Raw genomic sequence first — 19011 nt, 5'->3', positions numbered from 1 at the left:
TTTGACGGGGGGGCCGCAGTTTGGAAATTTTGGTGTCAAGCCCGCTCGGCGCTCAAGAGCTTTTCCGTCCGCGCTTCCTCAATCCGGTTGATCATGCGGTTGCTCTCGTGAAGGTCACGAACCGTCTTGGCGAGCGTTAGGCAGGATTGAATCAACATCCCCATTCCCATTGCGAAGTAGGCGCGTGTCCACCAATCCAGCGGAAGCGCGAAAATACCCCCGCCCACCATCAGGACAGATGCTACGAAGCAGATGTAGGAAAAGTTGACCCATGCGCTGGTGGGACGATCGGAATGCGTCATATGCTGTGACATAGTAGCTCCTTCGTTAAGACTTCAGGTTCGGCGATTGCGATCGCAAGCGCGCGCCGAGCCGCGATGTGAGATTGATGAGCCGCCGCCAGTGAACGATTCAGGCTTGTTATCGGGGATAACGATTGCCGATACAGGTCGCTCAGTATGTCGAACAGTCGGAAGAGGGATTGGCGCATCGATCGGCCTCATGTCAGGTGTTTCAGGTGGCCGAAAGAAAACGGACAACGGCGTTTTCCTGTCTGCTGCCGCTTGCGGCGGTGGACCAGCACGCCCGCAACGTCGCTGGCTTGGGCCATCCGGTCGATTGGAGATAGGAGGAGCTTCATGACGAGTTTGACGGCAATCCTGCCGACGCCGGTCGCGAGGGCATGGGCATCGTCGACAGCGGTAAGAGCTATGTTTTCAAGAACGACCGTTTGCATATTCAAGGGCCTCCTGCTATTTTGAACATTGTTCAAAATTCGGTACGGGAAAAATGAACATTGTTCAAGAAGAATCTTTGCGCGATCAGAAAAAAAGTCGCAGGCGCACACTGATGCTCGATACCGCACGACGCATTATCGCGTCTAAGGGACTGATTTCATTGAAAGTTCGAGACGTTGCCGAAGCCGCGGAATGCTCGATTGGGAGCGTTTACAATGAGTTCGGTGACTTTGACGGCCTGATCCTGACCGTGAACCGCGAGACGGTTCAGCTGCTCACATCGAAACTACGCATGGTTCCCAGCGAAGACCCGCGCGCCCAGCTCCATGGTTTGGCGACCGGTTATCTCGAGTTCGCCGTGGAGCACACGAATCTGCTCCGATCGCTATTTGAGCATCGTATGGAGAAAAACCGCCCATTTCCCAAAGATATTCTCGATATGGTCATGGAGGCGTTCGCGCTGATGTATTCGCCGCTCTCGCGGCTTTTATCGAAGCGCGATCCCGATGAGCTGTTATTGATCGCGCGAACCATGTTTTCAGCCACGCACGGGATCATTTCGCTCGGGCTCGAAGACCGTATGGTCGCCGTACCATCGCCAAATCTCAGGCAGCAACTTGCGCAATTCGTCGATGCGCAACTCAAAGGATTGAGCGCGCACGCCTGACCGCGCTCGCCGATCGCCACAAGAAGCTATAATTCGTTTTGAGAGATGTACCGTTCACGCGCAGGACGATCATCGCGGCGGTTACGTTTCTCAGCGAGTGGCTGACTGAAAGCTTACGAAGAATGGATTGGAAGAAACCTTTGCGGATTGTCGGAAGGCGTGCAGGTCGTTCGTCCTAAGAGAAGTTCATACGTAAAACGCGGCTGGGAACGCCCTGGGGAACTTATGAAAGGATATGATCTATGCCTAACACTGTTAAACTGCACCGGGTCTTTGCTGCCCCACCCAAAAAGGTCTACCGCGCCTTTCTGGAACCTGATGCGATTGCGAGCTGGCTCCCGCCCTTCGGTTTTACCTGCACTGTCCATGAGCTTGAGGCCAAGGAAGGCGGCAAGCACAGAATGTCCTTCCGAAATTTCACGACGGGGCAAAGCCATTCATTCGGCGGGACCTATCTGAAACTCGTTTCTGGCGAGACAATCGTCTACAGCGACGTGTTCGATGATCCGAACCTTCCGGGCGAGATGAAAGTAACGGTCACGTTGACGACCGTTTCAGTTGGAACGGAGATGACGGTGGTTCAGCAGAACGTACCCGATCTGATCCCAGTCGAGGCATGTTATCTCGGTTGGCAGGAGTCGCTGCGCAAGCTTGCAAAGCTTGTCGAGCCCGACCTCAAATGAGGCAACGATACAGTTAAATATTATGGGAGGTTACCCGGCAGGGAAGGCAGGGCTCGAACTCAGATTTAACCGTCGGTATAAAATAGTCCTGCTAGTTGTCGTGCGCCGCGATTAGGGCGTCGATATCATCCTCGGTAAGCCCGGGACGGCTTAGCAGGGCCGCAGCGACGCGCTGGATTGCAGGCCAGTTTTCCTCGACCAGATCGGCAGTCTTTTGGGTCGTACGGCTGAATAGGCGGCTGAACTCCTCTGTCTCGGGGCCGTCCAACTCAACGTAGCTGCCCGGCACCGCCGGCTTGCCGTGCTGCCGCAAAACCAGCATCGCCAGGAGGCTGGTCGCGTTGGCGCGATCCACGCGCCAACCACCCTCGCACGCGTGATTCTGGGCCGCGAGTGACATGGGACGATAGTGATGCTGCGCTTGCGGGCCGGCCAGCGCGACAATGGCGTACTTCTCCGGCGTCTCAAGGTCGTCCAGGGCGAGGTGCGTCGCGCTGGACCTCGTCACGACGGCGCCAGCGCCGTCGTGTGCATCGAGGGTCGCGTAGCTTACCGGGATGTCCAGCACGCGCGCTATCACGGCGTGTCCGGCCTCGTGATGGGCGATGGTCTCTTTCTTCTCCACGACGACAAGCTCCGATAACCTGCTGACCAAAGTTGCCGACCGGACGCTCGAACGCCGGATCGGACTGACCTGACCTCGGCGTACCGATGGCCAAGCGGTAGAAAGGTAGCAAGACGGTGCCGAAGGGCAAGGCGCCGCTCGGGGAGTTGCCCTTGCCTTGCCTACGAGGTCCCGGTCGGGCAAGCTTCATCTCACCGGCGGATGTCGGGCCCTCCCGGCCCAGGCAGCAGCTTCAGCATGACTCATACCGGATCGATCGGGAGAAAGCGTACATGACGGCGCCAGTCCGTCGGACGCGGAGTCGCCGAGCAAGACGGCAATGCCGCCGGTAACACCCACGAGCGAGGAGTCTCAAGCTTCCAAAGGCCGGGTCAAATCTCAGGCTTGCATCAATGGCGGGGGCATGGACACCGCCAAGCAAATGAAGCATGACAACGAAATTTCCAAGGGCATCCTCTTCAAAACGCCCTTCTCCGAGGAACTGGCGCGGCGGGTGGAACTTCTCACAAGCGCCCTGGAGAATTGATTGGTGTCATCTTGCGGTCGGCCCACCTCTTGATGTCGCCGGCGGTTAGCACCTTGAGAAACGGATTGGCGTTGACGATTTTTTCGCGCGTCGTCCGACCCGTTGTGTCAGCGGTAGCCATAAGGGAAGCAGCATCGGCATTTTCTGCGCCGGACAATAGCGCCACGGCGCCCGCGGGTCCCGCGAAATGGGCAAGATAAAGAGAACCGGGCGTAATCGGCAGACCGCGCTTGTCTAGCATCGCGGCATATTCGTCGATCAACTGCGCGGCAATCTCTCGCGTAAGCTCGGGATCTCGCCGTAACTCCAGAACTTCCTTCTTGCTGCGCCCCGCCATCAGATCGCGTCGATGCCTACGAATGGCTTCGAGCCACGTGTCGTCAACAAACTGGGCGGCACCCGTCGCGCTCGAGCGCTTGTTCCTTGCATTCGCGTCACCATTGGACTCGGCGATAATAATGCGCTCGACCAAAGCCTTCGTGACCGCCTTGTCGATTGTCCCGTTCAATTGGGTGTCACGAAGCAGGACGAAACTTGCGACGAAAGCCAGACCAATTGCCACTCCAAGAACGAGCGTGATGGACTCTGCCGACAGCCAGTCCCTCGCCGCGACAACGTACTCACGCTCGTCGGGGCGAGGTGGCCGTATTTCATCAATACGGCCCGTTTGCTCGGACGTATGCGCGAGGGTCCGCGAATTGCCGCAGGCAAGCTCGATCCAAATGAATCGTTGGGCTAGGTTTGCCATCGCGTTGAAAGATTCAATGCTCGGGATAGGCCATCAGCGGGCGGCTCGCTCATCCGCTTTGTCGTGCACGGCGGTGTCTCGAATTTCATTGTGGTGAGTGTATCGAGACCAACAAGGACGAGAGCCACTTTCATCTGATTTCACACTCCCGAAGAGGAAAGCCTTACTCAAAGGCCGCCGGAAAAAACTCCCCAAAGGTCGAGAGATATTGCAAAGATCCAATAGGGCGGCTTAGCGGCAGAAGTTGACCCGCCGTCGCGGTTACGCGACAAGATTTGGGGATACGGTTAACGCGGGCAATGCTCGACTGGCCTGAGGTCGTCGATCAAGAAGCCACACAAGAAGCTGGGGACGCGCGCTGAAGGGCCTTCCTCAGGATGTGGTACGGGTGGTCGATGCCTGCGGCAGCAACGGATCGGGCGGCCCCATGGCGACCTCGGGTTCGGACGCTTCGAGTTCCGGTTTCTGATCGAGTAACCTGTGCATGCGTTCTTCGTCGAGCGCGTTTTCCCATTTAGCAATCACGACGGTGGCGACACCGTTGCCAACCAAGTTGGTCAGCGCACGCGCCTCGGACATGAAGCGATCGACCCCCAGGATCAGCGCAATGCTGGCAACCGGAATTGTGCCGACGGACGCGAGCGTCGCGGCCAACACGATGAACCCAGATCCGGTCACACCGGCGGCGCCCTTCGAGGTGAGCAGCAACACGCCGATGATGCCGAGCTGTTGCCAAAGAGTCAGTTCGGTATTGGTCGCTTGCGCAAGAAAGATAGCCGTCATGGTCAGGTAGATACAGGTGCCGTCCAGATTGAAGGAGTAGCCGGTCGGGATCACGAGGCCGACGACCGACTGTTTGCAGCCCAAATTTCCCATCTTCTCGATCATGCGCGGCAGCACCGACTCGGATGACGATGTTCCGAGCACGATTAGAAGCTCTTCCTTGATGTAGTTGATGAACTTGAAGATGTTAAAGCCGACGAGCCACGCGATCCCGCCCAGCACAAAGATCACGAAGATCACGCAGGTCAGATAGAAGGACGCCATCAACTTCGCTAGCAGGAGCAGAGCGCCCAAGCCGTACTTTCCGATGGTGAACGCCATCGCGCCGAATGCACCGATCGGCGCCGCCTTCATGATGATGCCGACGATCCCGAAGAACGTATGCGAGACGATGTCGATAAAAGCCAGGACGGGACGGCCGCGCTCGCCCATCATGAACAGGCCGAAGGCGAACAGGATCGCGAACAACAGAACCTGCAGGATCTCGCCTTCCGCGAAGGCACCCACCACCGTATTGGGGATGATGTGCATCAGGAACTCAACCGTACCCTGCTGGCCGGCCTTCGTGGTGTAGACTTGGATCGACTTGGTATCGAGCGCGTGGGTGTCCACATTCATGCCGACGCCGGGCTGCAGGATGTTGACTACGATCAGGCCTACGATTAGCGCGAGCGAGGTGACGACCTCGAAATAGACCAGTGCTTTAATTCCGACGCGCCCGACCTTCTTCATGTCGTCCATGCCGGCGATGCCGTGCACGACGGTGCAGAAAATGATTGGCGCAATCATCATCTTGATCAGCTTGATGAAACCGTCGCCCAGCGGCTTCATGGCCTCTCCGAGATGCGGGTAGAAATGCCCCAGCAGGACGCCAAGCACGATGGCGGTGAGCACCTGGGCGTAGAGATGCTTGTAGAACGGCTTGAGCGGACTACCAGCCGTCGTCGAGCGTGCCGTCTCCATGTGCTCCCTCCCGTGGTTTCGACGCCGGTCAGTGTTCCGATGTCCGGCGGTTCGCGGGCTTGTCGCCCGCTGCCGCCCTATTCCCAGCAAATTTCGCCCGTTGACGTGCTCGTGCAAGCGGCAGCAAGTCAATGGACTCGATATCGCAATGCCAGCAAGGTCCATGTGGACGGCTGCCGGACACACGCCGCGCGCTTCTGCGCCCACGCGAGGTAGATCATTTCCACCCATCCCGCTCGCCAAATGAGGCCAACAGACTTGCGTCACGAATGGCAGCGCGATCGCTGCCAACGCCCGGATCAGGCCATGGTCACGAGAAACGAACGGCGCGGGACATGAGGCAGTCGCCGACCATTTTTGCGGCTGCTCTCGCAATAACAGTCGCTTATTCGACCGTATATCGGGCGGTTAGGGAATGACCGTGCACGTTGCCCGAGAACACGACCCGCACTTGCGACGCCAGTTCGGTCTCGGCCTTGCCGACCATCATGTTAGGATTAACTGGTTTGAGCTGCACGGTGACAGTCTTGCCGCCTTGCTGGACCGTTGCGCGGCCCTTCATCTCCTTGGTCGGTAGGGGCGATCCATCATGATCACCGATATAGAAGATCATCTCCCCTCCCTTGTGGACGAACTCGATCGCATGTCCCTGCGAGGTGACGACCGGACCGTCGTTATTGCCTTTCTTCGTTTGGGCCGTAGCTGGGCCGACAGAGGATGTCAGGGTGACGATCATGGCCAGGAAGATATATTTCTGCATTGCATTTCTCTGTTTGGGGTTGGGTAAGGGTCAGAAGGCTTCCGCTAGTTCGGAAGTTGCGGTGTGTTCGGTCAGAAGGCGGTTCAAAGGTTTTTGGCCGAACAACAGGAACAGGACAGGCGTTACGACGGTATCGAGGGCCGTTGCGCTCAGCAGACCGCCGAAGATCGTGACAGCAACGGGATGAAGTATTTCTCGGCCAGGCTCATTGGCGCCGAACAGTAACGGCGTCAGTGCAAGGCCTGCACAAAGCGCCGTCATGAGAACGGGGCTCAATCGTTCCAGACTGCCGCGCACGATCAGGCGGTGGCCGAAGCGTTCACCCTCATGAAGCGCAAGATTGACGTAGTGGGATATCTTCAAGATGCCGTTGCGGGCCGAGATGCCCGCGAGTGTGATAAAGCCGACCATGGAGGCGACCGACAATGGCTCACCCGTGATGGTCAAGGCGATCACGCTACCTATCAATGCCAGAGGGATGCCACCCATGATGATGAACGCTAGCGCAACCGATCGGTATCGCCCGTAAAGAACGATGAAAATCATCGACAGCGACACCAACGACAGGATGCCAATCCGCAATGCTGCTTCCTCTTGTGCTTGGAATGCTCCCTCGAGGTTGGTCGTATAACCCTGCGGGAAGCTGATCTCGGCCAAGGCGCGCCGGATGTCTGACGCGATCTCGGTCATGTCGCGGCGTCCGTCGCCGTTTCCGTAAACAACGATTCTGCGTTGCGTGCCTTCCCGCTGGATCTGGTTCGGTCCGTCGGTCTCTGTGACCTCCGCGAGTTCCTTTAAGGGGATGAACCCGGACGACGTCGGAATCAGAAGATCCCGGAGGCCGCTTGTTGACCTGTTCTGATCGGACAAACGCATGACGACATCGAAGCGTCGATTGCCGTCGACGATCTGCGAGACCTTGCGACCATTCGAGAGGGTGTCCAATGCCTGCGTGATTGCCGCGGGCGTCAGGCCGTGGAGGGCGGCGCGTTCGTGATCAACCTGGATCCGTACTTGCGGAATGAGAACCTGTTTCTCCACCTGGAGATCGACCAGCCCGGAGATTGGTGACAACCGCTGGCGGGTGGTTTCCGCCAACTGGCGCAGTGTATCGAGGTCTTGCCCATAGATCTTGAGGACGATCTGGGCGCGAACGCCAGACTGCAAATGATCAAGCCGATGGCTGATTGGCTGTCCGATTGCGACGGAGGCGGGTAAGGCTGACAGTTTGTCCCGGATGTCGGCGTAGATATCGGTCTTGTGCCGTGTCGATGGAGTCAGATCGACATCAATCTCGCTGTAATGCACGCCCTCGGCATGTTCATCGAGTTCGGCGCGGCCGGTTCGGCGTCCGACTGATTTCACCTCCGGCACCTGCGACAGAAGCTGTTCGGCCAAAAGGCCGAGACGATTCGACTCCACCAGCGAAATGCCCGGGTTGTACTGACGGGATAGCACCAGCGTGCCTTCGTTGAAGGGCGGGAGAAAACTGCGCGGCAACATGACCGCGGCATATCCAGCGATCAGAACCGCAATGCTGACTGCGCCGAGAACGAGTCTCCAGCGATCGAACGCCCAGGTGAGAAGCCACCGATTGCCTTGCTTCAGCATTCGCACGACGATGCTGTCGCGCTCGCGCGAACGAGCCTTTCCAGAGAGCAGATAGTAGGAGAGGACGGGTGTAACGGTCACCGACGTCAGCAAAGACGCCAATATGGAAACGATGTAGGCGATGCCGAGCGGGGTGAACAGCCGCCCCTCGATTCCGGGAAGCGCGAACAACGGCACAAAAACCAGGACGGTAATCATTGTCGCATAGACGATGCCGGAGCGGATCTCCTGGCTCGCTTGCGCGATTACTTCGAGAACGGGTCGGGGATTGCGCTGCGTGCGGTTCTCCCGAAGCCGTCGCAGGATATTTTCGACGTCGACGACTGCGTCATCAACCAGTTCGCCGATCGCAATCGCAAGTCCTCCGAGCGTCATCGTGTTGATAGTGAGTCCGAAGGCGCCGAAAGCCAGAGCGGTCACCAGGATCGATATCGGAATGGCGGTCAATGATACGACCGTCGCACGCGCGTCGAGCAGGAAAATGAAGAGGATCACGGCGACGACGACCGAGGCCTCAACGAGGACTCGCTCAACATTGCGGATCGAGGTCTCGATGAACGTGGCCTGCCGGAACTGGACGTTTGTGACGGAGATTCCAGCAGGCATCGTAAGCTGCAAATCTCGCAGTTTAGCTTCGATCTCGCGGGTCAGTACCACGGTATCCGACGCGGGTTGCTTCTGGACGCTTACAATGACGGCTGGCTTGCCGTTGTAGCCGGCATCGCCTCGCTTGACGCGCGGAGCGAAATCGACCCGCGCCACTTGCTTCAGCAAAATGGGTTGATGGTCGCGGCCCGCAACAACGGTATTGCCAAGGTCATCGATCTTCCTCGTTAGCCCCACGTTCCGGATTAGGAATTCCCGGCCGTGCTGATCAACGAATCCTCCACCGGTGTTGGTGCCGAAACGTGTAACAGCTCGCTCGATCTGTTCATGTGTGACGCCAAGGGCCTGCATCGTGGCAACGTTCGGCGTCACCCGATATTGCCGAACCTCGCCGCCGATGGGGATGACCTGAGCGACGCCCGGAATGGCGAGCAACCGCGGCCTGACCACGAAATCGGCGATCTCGCGCACGTCCATCGCCGATGCCTTGCCGTCCGTGTTGAGCGCGATCAACATGATCTCGCCCATGATGGAGGTGACCGGACCCATTCGTGGATTCACGGATGTGGGCAATTGCTCGCGGATCAGCGCGAGGCGTTCCGAAACGAACTGGCGCGCCCGGTAGACATCGACGCCCCAATCGAATTCGACGTAAACCACCGAAAGCCCTACGCCGGAGACTGAACGGACGCGGAGGACGCCGGGCATGCCGTTCATCGAGGTTTCGATTGGAAACGTGACGAGTTGCTCGACTTCTTGCGGGGCAAGCCCCTCCGCCTCGGCCAGGATGTTGACTGTCGGTCGGTTGATATCCGGAAAGACGTCAATCGAGATGCGCGGAAGCACGAACAGGCCGTAAGCGATCAGGACTGCCGCTGCTGCCAATACGAACAGGCGATTGCGCAAACTCGTCTGCACGATGAGCTTGAACATGATGGCTCCTAGCGGATCTGGTTGATGAGGTCCGCGCCGCGCACGACGACCCGATCGGAGGCATTAAGGCCGGCTGTGACGATTATGTTTTTGGCATCGAGCGGCTCTATCCGGACGGGTCTCGGCTCGAAACGTTCAGGGGCGACATGCACCCAGACGACGCTCTCGCCGTTGTTACTCTTCACCACGGCATCGCGTGGAAAGATCAAACCCTGCTTCGCCCTGCCGCCCTGGACGAGCACGGTAACGGGTTGGCCGATGCGAAGGCCCGAAAGAGGTTCCGGAATGGAGAAATGAACCACAGTCGCATGCTGTCTCAGGGCGCGGCTGGTTCCGAGATAGGACAAAAGAAACGAGGTGCCGTCCGAATCTGACGCCGTCGCTTGGACAGGACCCGCGGGGTCAAGCTCGTCGTAGGCCAATGCTTCGATCCAGAGTCCTTGAGGATCGGCGATTTCGAACAGAATGTCTTGCGCCTGAACGACCTGACCAGGCACGGCCTTGGCCGCTGTGATGACGCCATCGGTCGATGCCCGCAAAAGCTCATAGTCACCGCGAGAGTTGCGTATGGTTTCGCGTCGGGCCCGCAATCCTGCCAGTTCACTCTCAAGATCGTTGAGCTGACCCATCGGCGCCGCACCGCGTTCAACCAATGGCCGCAGACGTTTGATCTTGGTTTCGGCGACCGCGATGAGTTGCTCGATTTCCCCCATCTTCTCGGAAATCGTCGTGCGGTCTGCCACGGGCAGATAAGGTTCGATCCGGAGAAGTGTTTCTCCCTTGGTGACTTTCTGCCCGATACGCGGCAACGTTCCGTCGTTGGGGACGATGCGGCCGCCGTAAATGCTTTGGACAATGCTACTGCGGTTTGGATCGCCGATAATGCGGCCAATCAAGTTAAACGCTGGTCGTGCAGTTCCGGGCTCGGCGGTAGCCGTGCGGATATCCAGTAGGCGCTGCGTCGGTTTGGCAGCAAATGCGGTGCCGTCCGGCAGCCGTCGTGGGGCATCGCTTTGAGCTTGCAGCTGTGGCGTGCTGGCCGACATTCCTGCGTTCTGCAATCCGGCGGATGCGGCGGCTGCCAGAAGCACGCAAGCTCCAGATGTCAGCCCGGCGATGTAGGACGCGTTGCGCCGTCCTCGACGTCTCAGATAACCGAACAGCAGCCCGAGGATGATTCCCGCGAAAACAAGGGCTTCCGCGGTCCCTATCGGAGAAAACCGTGTCGAATTGCGCCGCATGTTCGGTTCGATCGGCTGGGAGGGGGTAAAGGAATCGACGAGCAGGTCGTCACCCTTTCCACCATTGATCGAGAAGATCACCTCCGTCGATCCGGAACGGACCAGATCAGGAGAGGGAATTGTATAGCCGTTCGGGCCGTGCTCGGCTTCGATGGCTTCCGTGTCACCGATCGTGACCTGCACGGTGACATCCGTTACCGGTTGGTTGGACACAGCGTCATCGACGAATATCGAAAACTTGCCGTTCTTCAGGACGCCGACGACCTCGTAGCGATCAGATTGCGCCGTCACCCGAGGAAACACAGACGAGGCGGCTGCCGATTTTTGATCGTCGCCATGATCGTGCCCCTCATGGGCGGCCGAAACAGAAAGACTGAGCACGAAGGCAAACAGACAGCCAAATCCAATGGCGCCAAGCCCTACGAACTGCCCACGCGGGCAGCATTGATTCAGGAACATTGAAAACCCCTTCAGACACGCGAATTTGCAGCAGCCGAAAGGGCCGCCCGGACTACGCGATGCTGGGGGTACTTGGCGGGCGGATCAGAGCGCCCGGGTCGATGCCGTCCGCACGCTCCGATGGAGGCAGTTGGGCAACGCCGACAAACCCAGACGGATCAGCCAAAATGGGCGCAGTCGGAATGGTAACGGATACGCAGAACAGCATGCAGAACGAAGGCGGGAGGGCGCCATCATGGTTGTGATCGGTTGGGCTGTGAACGTGGCCCTCGGCGATGTCACCATGATGGACATGCACATGACCTGCGAGGTGGCCGTGGTAGTGCATGGAACCGTTCAGGACAACGGCTGGTTCAGGCAGTACGCCAGAGGCAGCCGAGGCCTGAGAAATCGACATCAACATAGTCTGAAGCAAAAGCGCACCCACCGCCAGGAACATGAGTGTTCTTGCGAGAGGGAGTAATCGGACGTGCCGCTTGTGGCTCATTGCGGTCAAACTAGGAGAGAATTGAGCGGCAAACAAGGTGCCATCTTCGTCCACGGGCTCGTGTCGTATCGCAGCGACACCGCAGTTCGGTTCCGCGAACGCTGACGTGTGTCGCGCTTGGCGTCGGAGATCATCGATTTAGCTGCAGCATGACCGTTGACACTACGAGAATGAGTTGCGTGACATCCGAGCGGGGCGCAAGCTGCTCGCGCCATCGAGCGATGATTTGACGTTGCTTGCAGAGCGCCGCTCGATCAGCGTGGATAACGGTAAGCTCGTGCTAACGGATGCATCAAATTCGGTAATTGACAGCGCCACTTAGAAAACCCACGTCAAAGCATCAGCGGAGCCGCAACCCTGGAGGCGAAAAGTGCCTGACCTAGACCCGCTCGAATCTGTTGCCGCGTCCGAATTGGTTTCGTCATCGCTGCTTGCCGCGCTAATCCCAGCGCTGGTCAATCGCGGCGTCCTGACTCAGCAAGATGCCACTGAGATTTATGAAAACGCCCTGATGTTGCTTGAAATGCAACAGGGTGCCGATCCTGCTGTGCAACATGTCTACGAAACAGCTCGTGAGTTGATCGAAGCGCATTTGCGGCCGGAATAGAAAACCCCACCGGAACGGGGTTTTCCAAGACTATCTGAAGACGATAATCGGTTGGAGTCTGTGTTGAGCGATCCGCGCGCGCCGGCCGCCTCGATTGCCATCGAGACGGCCTTGCGAGAGCGAACCTTTTTCCATCAATCCGAACTATCGAAGAACCGATGCTTGCGCCCGTATGGGGGCAACAAGACGGACGGGAAATCGGCCGCGTAGCGCTTTTCTCTCTCAATTTGCTCGGGCTCGTGCGATGACGACATCAAAGGGCTCTCGATCGCCTTGCGATAGAGGTGCCACGTCGCATGACCGAGCAACGGCATCACAATCGTGAGGCCAAGGAAGAAGGGAATCGACCCGAGCGTCAGCAAGACAGCAACGATCAGACCCCATTCCGCGGCCGCGATTGGATTCTTCGCGACCACGCGCATCGACGTCTGAATGGCATCGCTCATATCGGCGTGTTGATGAAGCATCAGCGGGAACGACACAATGCTGATGCACAGCGCGACGGCCGCGAACAGGAACCCGACGCCGACACCGATCATGATCATGCGCCAGCCCTCGGACGTGGCGAAGACCTGCGTGAAGAAATCGGGCATTGCCGCTGCCGGGGTGTTGCCGAAGGTGGACACGTAGATCGCGTGCGCCGATACCACCCAGCCGACAAAGATAGCAAACAACAGCGCGCCCAGTCCAAGCATCGATCCAAACGACGGCGCTCGTAGCACGCCGAACGCGTGCCAGGCGGAGGCTTCTTGGCCGAGTTCGCGCCGATAGCTCAGTTCATAAAGTCCTAGCGCCGCAAATGGCCCGATCAAGGCAAAGCCTGCGGCGATCGGAACCAGCATCGGCAAGACCGAGTAGCCGAGCACCATACGCCACAGCAGAATTCCGATTATGGGATAGATAACGCAAAGGACGATGGCGTGGCTGGGAACCGCCTTGAAGTCTTCCCAGCCCAGCCGCAGGGCGTCAAGAAGGTCGGAGAAACCGATATGGCGGATCACGGGTCCGTCTACGGCGGCAGTTTCTGAGGGTGGGGGTGACGTGCCTTCGAGAGGATAATAAGTGGCCATGTTCGTTGTCTCCCTTTCGCGGGTCGATCTCTGGCCGCCGGAAGGCGCGAGTTCGCCCCTTCGGAAACGATCACGATCAAGACCAGACGCGAGAGCACAACCAACCTGATCTTGCCGCGACCTGTAAGGTAACTCTAACTCCGATTTCTGATGTTAGTTGCTCACTCTTCAGTGAGTTTGTGCTGCGGGATGCATCGGTTATTATTTGTGCGGATGGGGTGCGCGGCCAGGTCCATCCGGGATTGGCTGCGGATCTCCGACCAAAGACCCGCCGGTGGGTCTCCCTTGCCGGCGGGTTTTTGTCGAAGCTCGCGACGAGCAAAATAGCCCACCTGATGTGCGATGTGCTAGGCTGGTTGCAACCAGCACCCGACCACATTGAAGGAGACGCAAGGTGATAGGACAGATAGCGTATGTGTCTATTACAGCGGGCCTTTCATATACCTTCGCTGTACTTGCTCTCAAAAGGCGCAAGCGGATCACGCTGGCGATAGAACAAGACGCTGCGCCAGCTTTCCGTGATCTATTGGTTGAGAGTGGCCTCTTGTTTGCAAGTGGTCTTTTTGGCCTTTTAGCTGCATTTTATTTGGCTATCTGCGCGTCGAGATATTGGGTGAATTACTAGAGGACGTGAGACGTCGCCGTGCATCTTTGATTTGCCGCTCAGACACCCCAGCCGTTCTTGCGGCTGCTTCGGCATTGCCTCTTCGCCGACAGCCCCGGCCCGCACATCAACGGAGGTCGCGACCAAAATCCACTCCTTGACGGTTTTGATCGACATGTCGGCTTTGGCGCCAAGAAGCAGACACACCAATCCGAACCCGCACCAGATGACGATAGCGAGAATGATGCGACAAGGACCATTGCAGTACCAGCCTCAACCGTGGCGGATTGACGATCTGGAAGCCGGCGATTGACCTAGGATGAATGCGCGTCCTATGGCGACCGCTGTGTGCGTCATAGGCGAGCCACGTCGGACCGAGAATATGCCGCTCGAGTACGAACACATGACCTCGCAGGGCGGCGACCGTGACGGGTGATAGGAACGTTATAGGACGGATCTGTGAGAACAAGATCGGCAAGCCGTTCTGCCAATACGCGGTCGTAGCCTCCCTGTTTATTCCCTGATATCCTCCTTCAGACAAATCACGGAAAGCGCTACGAGGCAGGCGTAAGTCACGATGGTCGCTATACGTCTCCTGTTTTTTGCAGGAAATTACCCTGTTTAGCCCGTCACCATTTACACAAAGATATCAATTAGATACACCTTGCTACTGCGGCTCGCTCAATTGTTCTTCATTTGGGTAAGCATGGGGTAAGCAGTAGTAGACCGCTCCGGACGTTGGGTCGCAATGCGGCGCATGTCATTTTCTTATTTTGGGGGGCGACGGAAATGCTTCGAGGATTACGAAATCGGAGAGCCCTAAGCCTCGGAGCGATGGGCTTCGCCGCAGCGATTTTTCTCGCTATAGCGCTCATTTATATGTTCGGCGGATTCAGTCCGACTACATCATCGCCTCCAGCGCCGCCTGCAACAATGCCCGCGCCAACACAGTAGTCGTCGGCTCAATCATGCAGCGCGGAGTCGCGAGGCCAATTGTTCAATTGCAGCGGCTTCGTTGTCCTCGTTACCACCACCGTGAAAGCGGACGAACTCGCGCACCATGGACAGTTTCGAATGCGCCAGTTCAACATGATGCGATACTCGCAACATGGTAGCGAGGGGCAGATTATCGATGGTGAGTTTTTCTCAAATTGCGTTCGCAGTGATCTTGGTCGCTTCAATTCTCTGTGCCACCTGGACCGATGTTCTCAGTCGAATTTGATTTTGCTAATCAAACGGTTTTGGCGATCAAAAAAATAGGCTTCATACGATATTCCTTTCAGAGCATACACCTTTTCAATACTGACTTTTTCGGCGCCGTCTTGCAAAGATTGAACGTAGCGTTGTCGATCAACCGAAAGAGATGACAGCGGAACAGCGTTCTCGATTTCCAAGCCTTCGTCGTACCTAAGCTCCGCAAGATAGACCAAGGTATTCCAAGTTAATCGAGCGCTTAATTCTTCAGCCTTGATGGTCACTATTAGATCGGGATCATTTGCAAGTTTAATATCGACAACCGCGCGGTTCAGCATCAATACGCCAGAAAGTACCATGGCGGTATATCCAGCTCGCATGAACAGTCCTCTGGATACACTAGGCAAAACGAATTTCATTAAGCCAGAGGAGAGAACAGCGGCCAGCGCCACGAGCAAGCCGATTTCTATGGTTTTGAGATGAAACAAACCCAATGACGCATAAAGATAGAGCTTGATCAAATGGAGCAAGACTTCATTCGCGGCTCTGGTCGCGATGATTTCATCGTTGTCTAAACCGCAGCGAAAATAAAACCGGTTAAACAGGACACCAACCGCACCTGTCAGACCAGAAATGAAACCTGCCAAAAGGCCGACCAGTCTGATTTGCCATGGTGGAACAGTGAGCGATGCGGATGCGGTATGTTTTGTTTCCTGCTTTCTAAAGAGCCAAAGTAGATTGGAGATTAGAAATAGGCTGATGCACAACTCTAGATACATCGGTTGAAGATAACTCAACATCTTCGCGCCTAAAATCACTCCCAACATAGCCGTCGGCAAGAACAACTTGGCGATATCCCAACGGATGACGCTAAAAAATATCCAGATTCTGGAAAAGGAGCTTGTTGCTGTTCCAAGGGTAAGCGCTGCTGGCACCTGGCTTAGCGGGAGTGAATAGCCAAGGATTGGGATCAGTAATAATCCGGCGCCACCGCCACAAAATGCACTAAGAGAAAACGCAGTAAGCGCTGCAACAAAAAGAAAAAAGTAGATCATGGGGTCATCCATTCTACCAAACGAAAATCGTGAGCTTCGGGTGTCCGTCGTAAGATGATTTGAGGCCGATCAGGCATTCTTGCGAAGAGAGGCACCAGCTCAGCAATGTATAGATCTGAAGCGCCCCAGATCTGATGTTGCAAGCGATGGTGGGGAGAGCGCTGAACCGGGCGATGCGTGAACGCAGACGATGCCGATATGCTGGACAACGTCATCAGAGACATACCTGGAAGCAGAAAAGTAGAGATCGCCGACTCGTACCGAAGCATCTGGTCATCTACGCAGAACACTGGTTGAAAATCATTGTGGCGACTGTGCCTTGAACGTCCGTTCGCCTCTGATGGAACAGCCGTATGTTGTTACGATCCGCAGCCGCTTTGGCGATCGCCAAACCAAGACCGCTTCCTTCAATCTCCTGCGGCGCGCCTCGATAAAAACGGTCGTAGATGAAAGGCATGACATCATTCGGGATGCCGGGTCCGCTGTCCATTACATCTATTCGGGGCTGATTTTCAGTGAGAGAGAGTTTCACCGTGACCACACTGTCCCGCGATGAATAGCAAATCGCATTGTCGATAAGAATCGACAGAATTTTTCGAACCGCGGTATCGTCTGCATCAACTGATGCGGGATCTGCGATGTCTCTCTCGAGATGAATTCCACTTGCGCTTGCCGAGGTGACAAACTCTGTGAGGATTGAGGTGATAAGAGCGGCAAGGTCGATCGTTCGATTGCAGACTGCGGGACTGCCTTCAGATCTGGCCATTTCCAGCAGCTGGTTTGCCAAATGAGACGATCGTCGTACCCCATCACCGAGTTCGTTTGCCAATTCTCTGGATTGTTTACTGAGGTCAGATGCCAGTAAATTGTCGGTCTGTATTTGCAGCGCTGCAAGGGGCGTCCGGAGTTCGTGAGCGGCGTCGGCAACGAAACGTCGCTGGGTTTCCAATGCCTGACGATAGCGCTCCACAAGTTGATTGATTGCTGCAATGAGCGGAACGATCTCGGTCGGTATGTCCGTGGGCCGAAGGGGTTCGCGCGCCTCGAGGCTTCGGTTGCCGATTGCAGATGATAGGCGATGAAATTCGCGCAGGGTTCGTCCGATGGACCAACGTATCAGAAGCCATGCGAGCGGCACCGCCAGCAGCAAAGGAAGTGCAGCGCCCTTGGCAGCAAACGCGGCAATCTCGCGGCGGGCACTCCAGGTTTGAGCAATCAGCGCGTTGTGGTGAGCAGTGCTCCATCGATAGACACGCCAGGGTTGACCGTCTACGACAGCATCAGAAAGACCGGGTTGGTGCGTCCAAGGCATGTCGACTGAAGGTCCGCCGTGGTAAACAATGGCCCCAGAGCGATCCCAGACGCGAACCACGAGCCGGTCTTCATCCTCCGTTTCAAAGTCCATTGGCGTTTTTTTACTGGTATTGATCGCAATTTCCTGCAACTGGGCATCGAGGAACTTGTTAGCTTCGTAGGTCACCAAGCCGAAAGATGCGGCTGCGGCAGCCAAGCAGAAAGCTGCCAGCAATGCCGTGATCGGAGCGAGTATTGTCCTCAGCAACGAATTCATGACTCGCCTTTGATAACCACCCAGCCTGCTCCACGAATGTTGTGGATCATGTCCTTGCCGAACTTCTTTCGTAGGCCGTGTATGACGACATCGACCGCGTTGCTCTGGATTTCCTCGCCCCAGCCGTAAATTCGCATTTCAATTTGCGAGCGGGACAGAATGGTTCCGGGATGTTCCATCAGAGCATACAACACCGAGAACTCACGGGCGGACAGCGTTGCTTCGACGTCTCGGAAGGTCGCGACGTAAGTGGATGGATTCAGGGCAATGTCCTTGCTGGTCATCAATGCGCTGGTTCGAGCATTTGTTCGTCGAATCACGGCTCGAATCCGGGCCAGCAGGGTACGAAGGTCGAACGGCTTTATGAGGTAATCGTCGGCGCCGAGATCGAGGCCTGTCACGATATCATCTACGTGATCTCGCGCCGTTATGATGAGGATGGGCGGCATTCTCCTGCTGCTTCGCATTGCCTTCAGGATTTCGAATCCCGACATCTCCGGAAGCCCGATATCGAGTAGCGCCGCGGCGTGCTCTGCGCGCGTCAGCGCAGCTAACCCGTCGGCCCCATCGCGGATCCAATCCACAGTCATGCCGTTTCGCCCAAGGCCTCGGACCAGCGCTTTGCCAAACATCGCATCGTCTTCGATCAATAGCAGGCGCATTGTAACCGTTGGCTTGTGGGGTGGACTCGAAAGTCAATCGCTATTTGCGAACTTCACTCGCTTAGAGCTGGTTTTCGGGCTCGATCAATAGTCTCGATCATGACCTAGAGACATTCTAAATCCGATCTAATCTTCACCTAATTCTACTCTTGCAGAAGCATGCGCGAATTTATCGGGATTCGGGGGAATACATCTTATGACTAACGTAGGTTGCTGGGTTGCGCGCTTTGGTCGGCGCTCATTTCTTCTTTCAACGAGTGCCGTGGTCGCGTTTGGCGCCGGAATGTTGGCGAACAGCAGCTCCACGTTTGCACAAGAATCGCGATCGTCCGACACGACATTGCCGAAAGTGACGATTGATGCGCCAACACAGACACAGACCCGGCGTCGTCGCGCGTCAACTGCTGCACCGCGAACTGT

The 19011-nt window shown here is 56.8% G+C and carries 18 protein-coding genes; 4 read left to right on the top strand and 14 right to left on the bottom strand.

Annotation, left to right across the window (positions count from 1 at the left end):
* Nucleotides 1–35: 35 nt before the first annotated feature.
* On the bottom strand, nt 36–314 hold the full coding sequence (locus tag AC1RT6_RS20050) for a YiaA/YiaB family inner membrane protein (RefSeq protein ID WP_244553430.1): 279 nt from the start codon (nt 312–314) through the stop codon (nt 36–38).
* 185 nt (nt 315–499) lie between these two features.
* Nucleotides 500–847, bottom strand: a complete 348-nt coding sequence (locus tag AC1RT6_RS20045; RefSeq protein WP_173815913.1) for a hypothetical protein — start codon at nt 845–847, stop codon at nt 500–502.
* A gap of 2 nt (nt 848–849) precedes the next feature.
* Between AC1RT6_RS20045 and AC1RT6_RS20040 the strand changes: the two genes are divergently transcribed.
* Nucleotides 850–1404 carry a TetR/AcrR family transcriptional regulator gene (locus tag AC1RT6_RS20040; protein ID WP_244553431.1) on the top strand — a complete coding sequence of 185 codons (555 nt, stop codon included), beginning with the start codon at nt 850–852 and terminating at the stop codon, nt 1402–1404.
* Between the two features lie 242 nt (nt 1405–1646).
* Complete coding sequence (locus AC1RT6_RS20035) at nt 1647–2087, top strand: SRPBCC family protein (protein WP_079446023.1); 441 nt, start codon at nt 1647–1649, stop codon at nt 2085–2087.
* A 91-nt stretch (nt 2088–2178) separates the two neighbouring features.
* Here AC1RT6_RS20035 and AC1RT6_RS20030 read toward each other — a convergent pair whose 3' ends face one another.
* Nucleotides 2179–2712, bottom strand: coding sequence for an ATP-dependent metallopeptidase FtsH/Yme1/Tma family protein (locus tag AC1RT6_RS20030; protein WP_079446024.1), 534 nt, complete (start codon nt 2710–2712; stop codon nt 2179–2181).
* Nucleotides 2713–3115: 403 nt separating this feature from the next.
* Here AC1RT6_RS20030 and AC1RT6_RS20025 point away from each other — a divergent pair, with 403 nt between their 5' ends.
* Complete coding sequence (locus AC1RT6_RS20025) at nt 3116–3238, top strand: hypothetical protein (protein WP_274533944.1); 123 nt, start codon at nt 3116–3118, stop codon at nt 3236–3238.
* On the opposite strand, the gene AC1RT6_RS20020 is transcribed toward AC1RT6_RS20025, so the two are convergent.
* From AC1RT6_RS20020 to AC1RT6_RS19995, 6 genes are all read right to left on the bottom strand, one after another.
* A complete protein-coding gene (locus AC1RT6_RS20020; protein WP_244553432.1) occupies nt 3216–3986 on the bottom strand; it encodes a lysozyme family protein in 771 nt (256 codons plus the stop codon). The two genes, AC1RT6_RS20025 and AC1RT6_RS20020, sit on opposite strands and share 23 nt — an antisense overlap.
* 372 nt (nt 3987–4358) lie before the next feature.
* Nucleotides 4359–5732 carry a dicarboxylate/amino acid:cation symporter gene (locus tag AC1RT6_RS20015; protein WP_472790701.1) on the bottom strand — a complete coding sequence of 458 codons (1374 nt, stop codon included), beginning with the start codon at nt 5730–5732 and terminating at the stop codon, nt 4359–4361.
* A 385-nt stretch (nt 5733–6117) separates the two neighbouring features.
* Nucleotides 6118–6492 (bottom strand): hypothetical protein, encoded by a 375-nt coding sequence (locus AC1RT6_RS20010; protein ID WP_079446026.1) that lies wholly within the window; start codon nt 6490–6492, stop codon nt 6118–6120.
* 30 nt (nt 6493–6522) lie between these two features.
* Nucleotides 6523–9642 carry an efflux RND transporter permease subunit gene (locus AC1RT6_RS20005; protein WP_079446027.1) on the bottom strand — a complete coding sequence of 1040 codons (3120 nt, stop codon included), beginning with the start codon at nt 9640–9642 and terminating at the stop codon, nt 6523–6525.
* Between the two features lie 8 nt (nt 9643–9650).
* The gene (locus AC1RT6_RS20000; RefSeq protein WP_079446028.1) at nt 9651–11342 is read right to left on the bottom strand and encodes an efflux RND transporter periplasmic adaptor subunit; all 1692 of its coding nucleotides are present in this window, start codon (nt 11340–11342) and stop codon (nt 9651–9653) included.
* A 52-nt stretch (nt 11343–11394) separates the two neighbouring features.
* Nucleotides 11395–11739 carry a hypothetical protein gene (locus AC1RT6_RS19995; protein ID WP_139372845.1) on the bottom strand — a complete coding sequence of 115 codons (345 nt, stop codon included), beginning with the start codon at nt 11737–11739 and terminating at the stop codon, nt 11395–11397.
* A gap of 460 nt (nt 11740–12199) precedes the next feature.
* Between AC1RT6_RS19995 and AC1RT6_RS19990 the strand changes: the two genes are divergently transcribed.
* The gene (locus AC1RT6_RS19990; protein ID WP_139372846.1) at nt 12200–12436 is read left to right on the top strand and encodes a hypothetical protein; all 237 of its coding nucleotides are present in this window, start codon (nt 12200–12202) and stop codon (nt 12434–12436) included.
* 134 nt (nt 12437–12570) lie between these two features.
* Here AC1RT6_RS19990 and AC1RT6_RS19985 read toward each other — a convergent pair whose 3' ends face one another.
* The 5 genes from AC1RT6_RS19985 to AC1RT6_RS19965 all read right to left on the bottom strand — a co-directional run.
* Nucleotides 12571–13506, bottom strand: a complete 936-nt coding sequence (locus tag AC1RT6_RS19985; RefSeq protein ID WP_079446031.1) for a DUF2189 domain-containing protein — start codon at nt 13504–13506, stop codon at nt 12571–12573.
* Between the two features lie 1812 nt (nt 13507–15318).
* Nucleotides 15319–16359 (bottom strand): sulfite exporter TauE/SafE family protein, encoded by a 1041-nt coding sequence (locus AC1RT6_RS19980; protein WP_309774758.1) that lies wholly within the window; start codon nt 16357–16359, stop codon nt 15319–15321.
* 277 nt (nt 16360–16636) lie between these two features.
* Complete coding sequence (locus tag AC1RT6_RS19975; protein WP_079447720.1) at nt 16637–17929, bottom strand: ATP-binding protein; 1293 nt, start codon at nt 17927–17929, stop codon at nt 16637–16639.
* Nucleotides 17926–18591: a response regulator transcription factor gene (locus AC1RT6_RS19970; RefSeq protein ID WP_079447719.1), complete on the bottom strand. Its 666-nt coding sequence runs from the start codon at nt 18589–18591 to the stop codon at nt 17926–17928. Before AC1RT6_RS19970 ends, AC1RT6_RS19975 begins: the two co-directional genes overlap by 4 nt.
* 126 nt (nt 18592–18717) lie before the next feature.
* Nucleotides 18718–19011, bottom strand: a 294-nt coding sequence (locus AC1RT6_RS19965; RefSeq protein WP_493029622.1) for a hypothetical protein, incomplete at its 5' end; no start/stop codon positions are given.

It is taken from the genome of Nitrobacter sp. MLSD-S21, from assembly GCF_058809865.1.
Note: the sequence above shows the minus strand (reverse complement) of the source record. Positions and strands in the feature narration are given on the sequence as shown.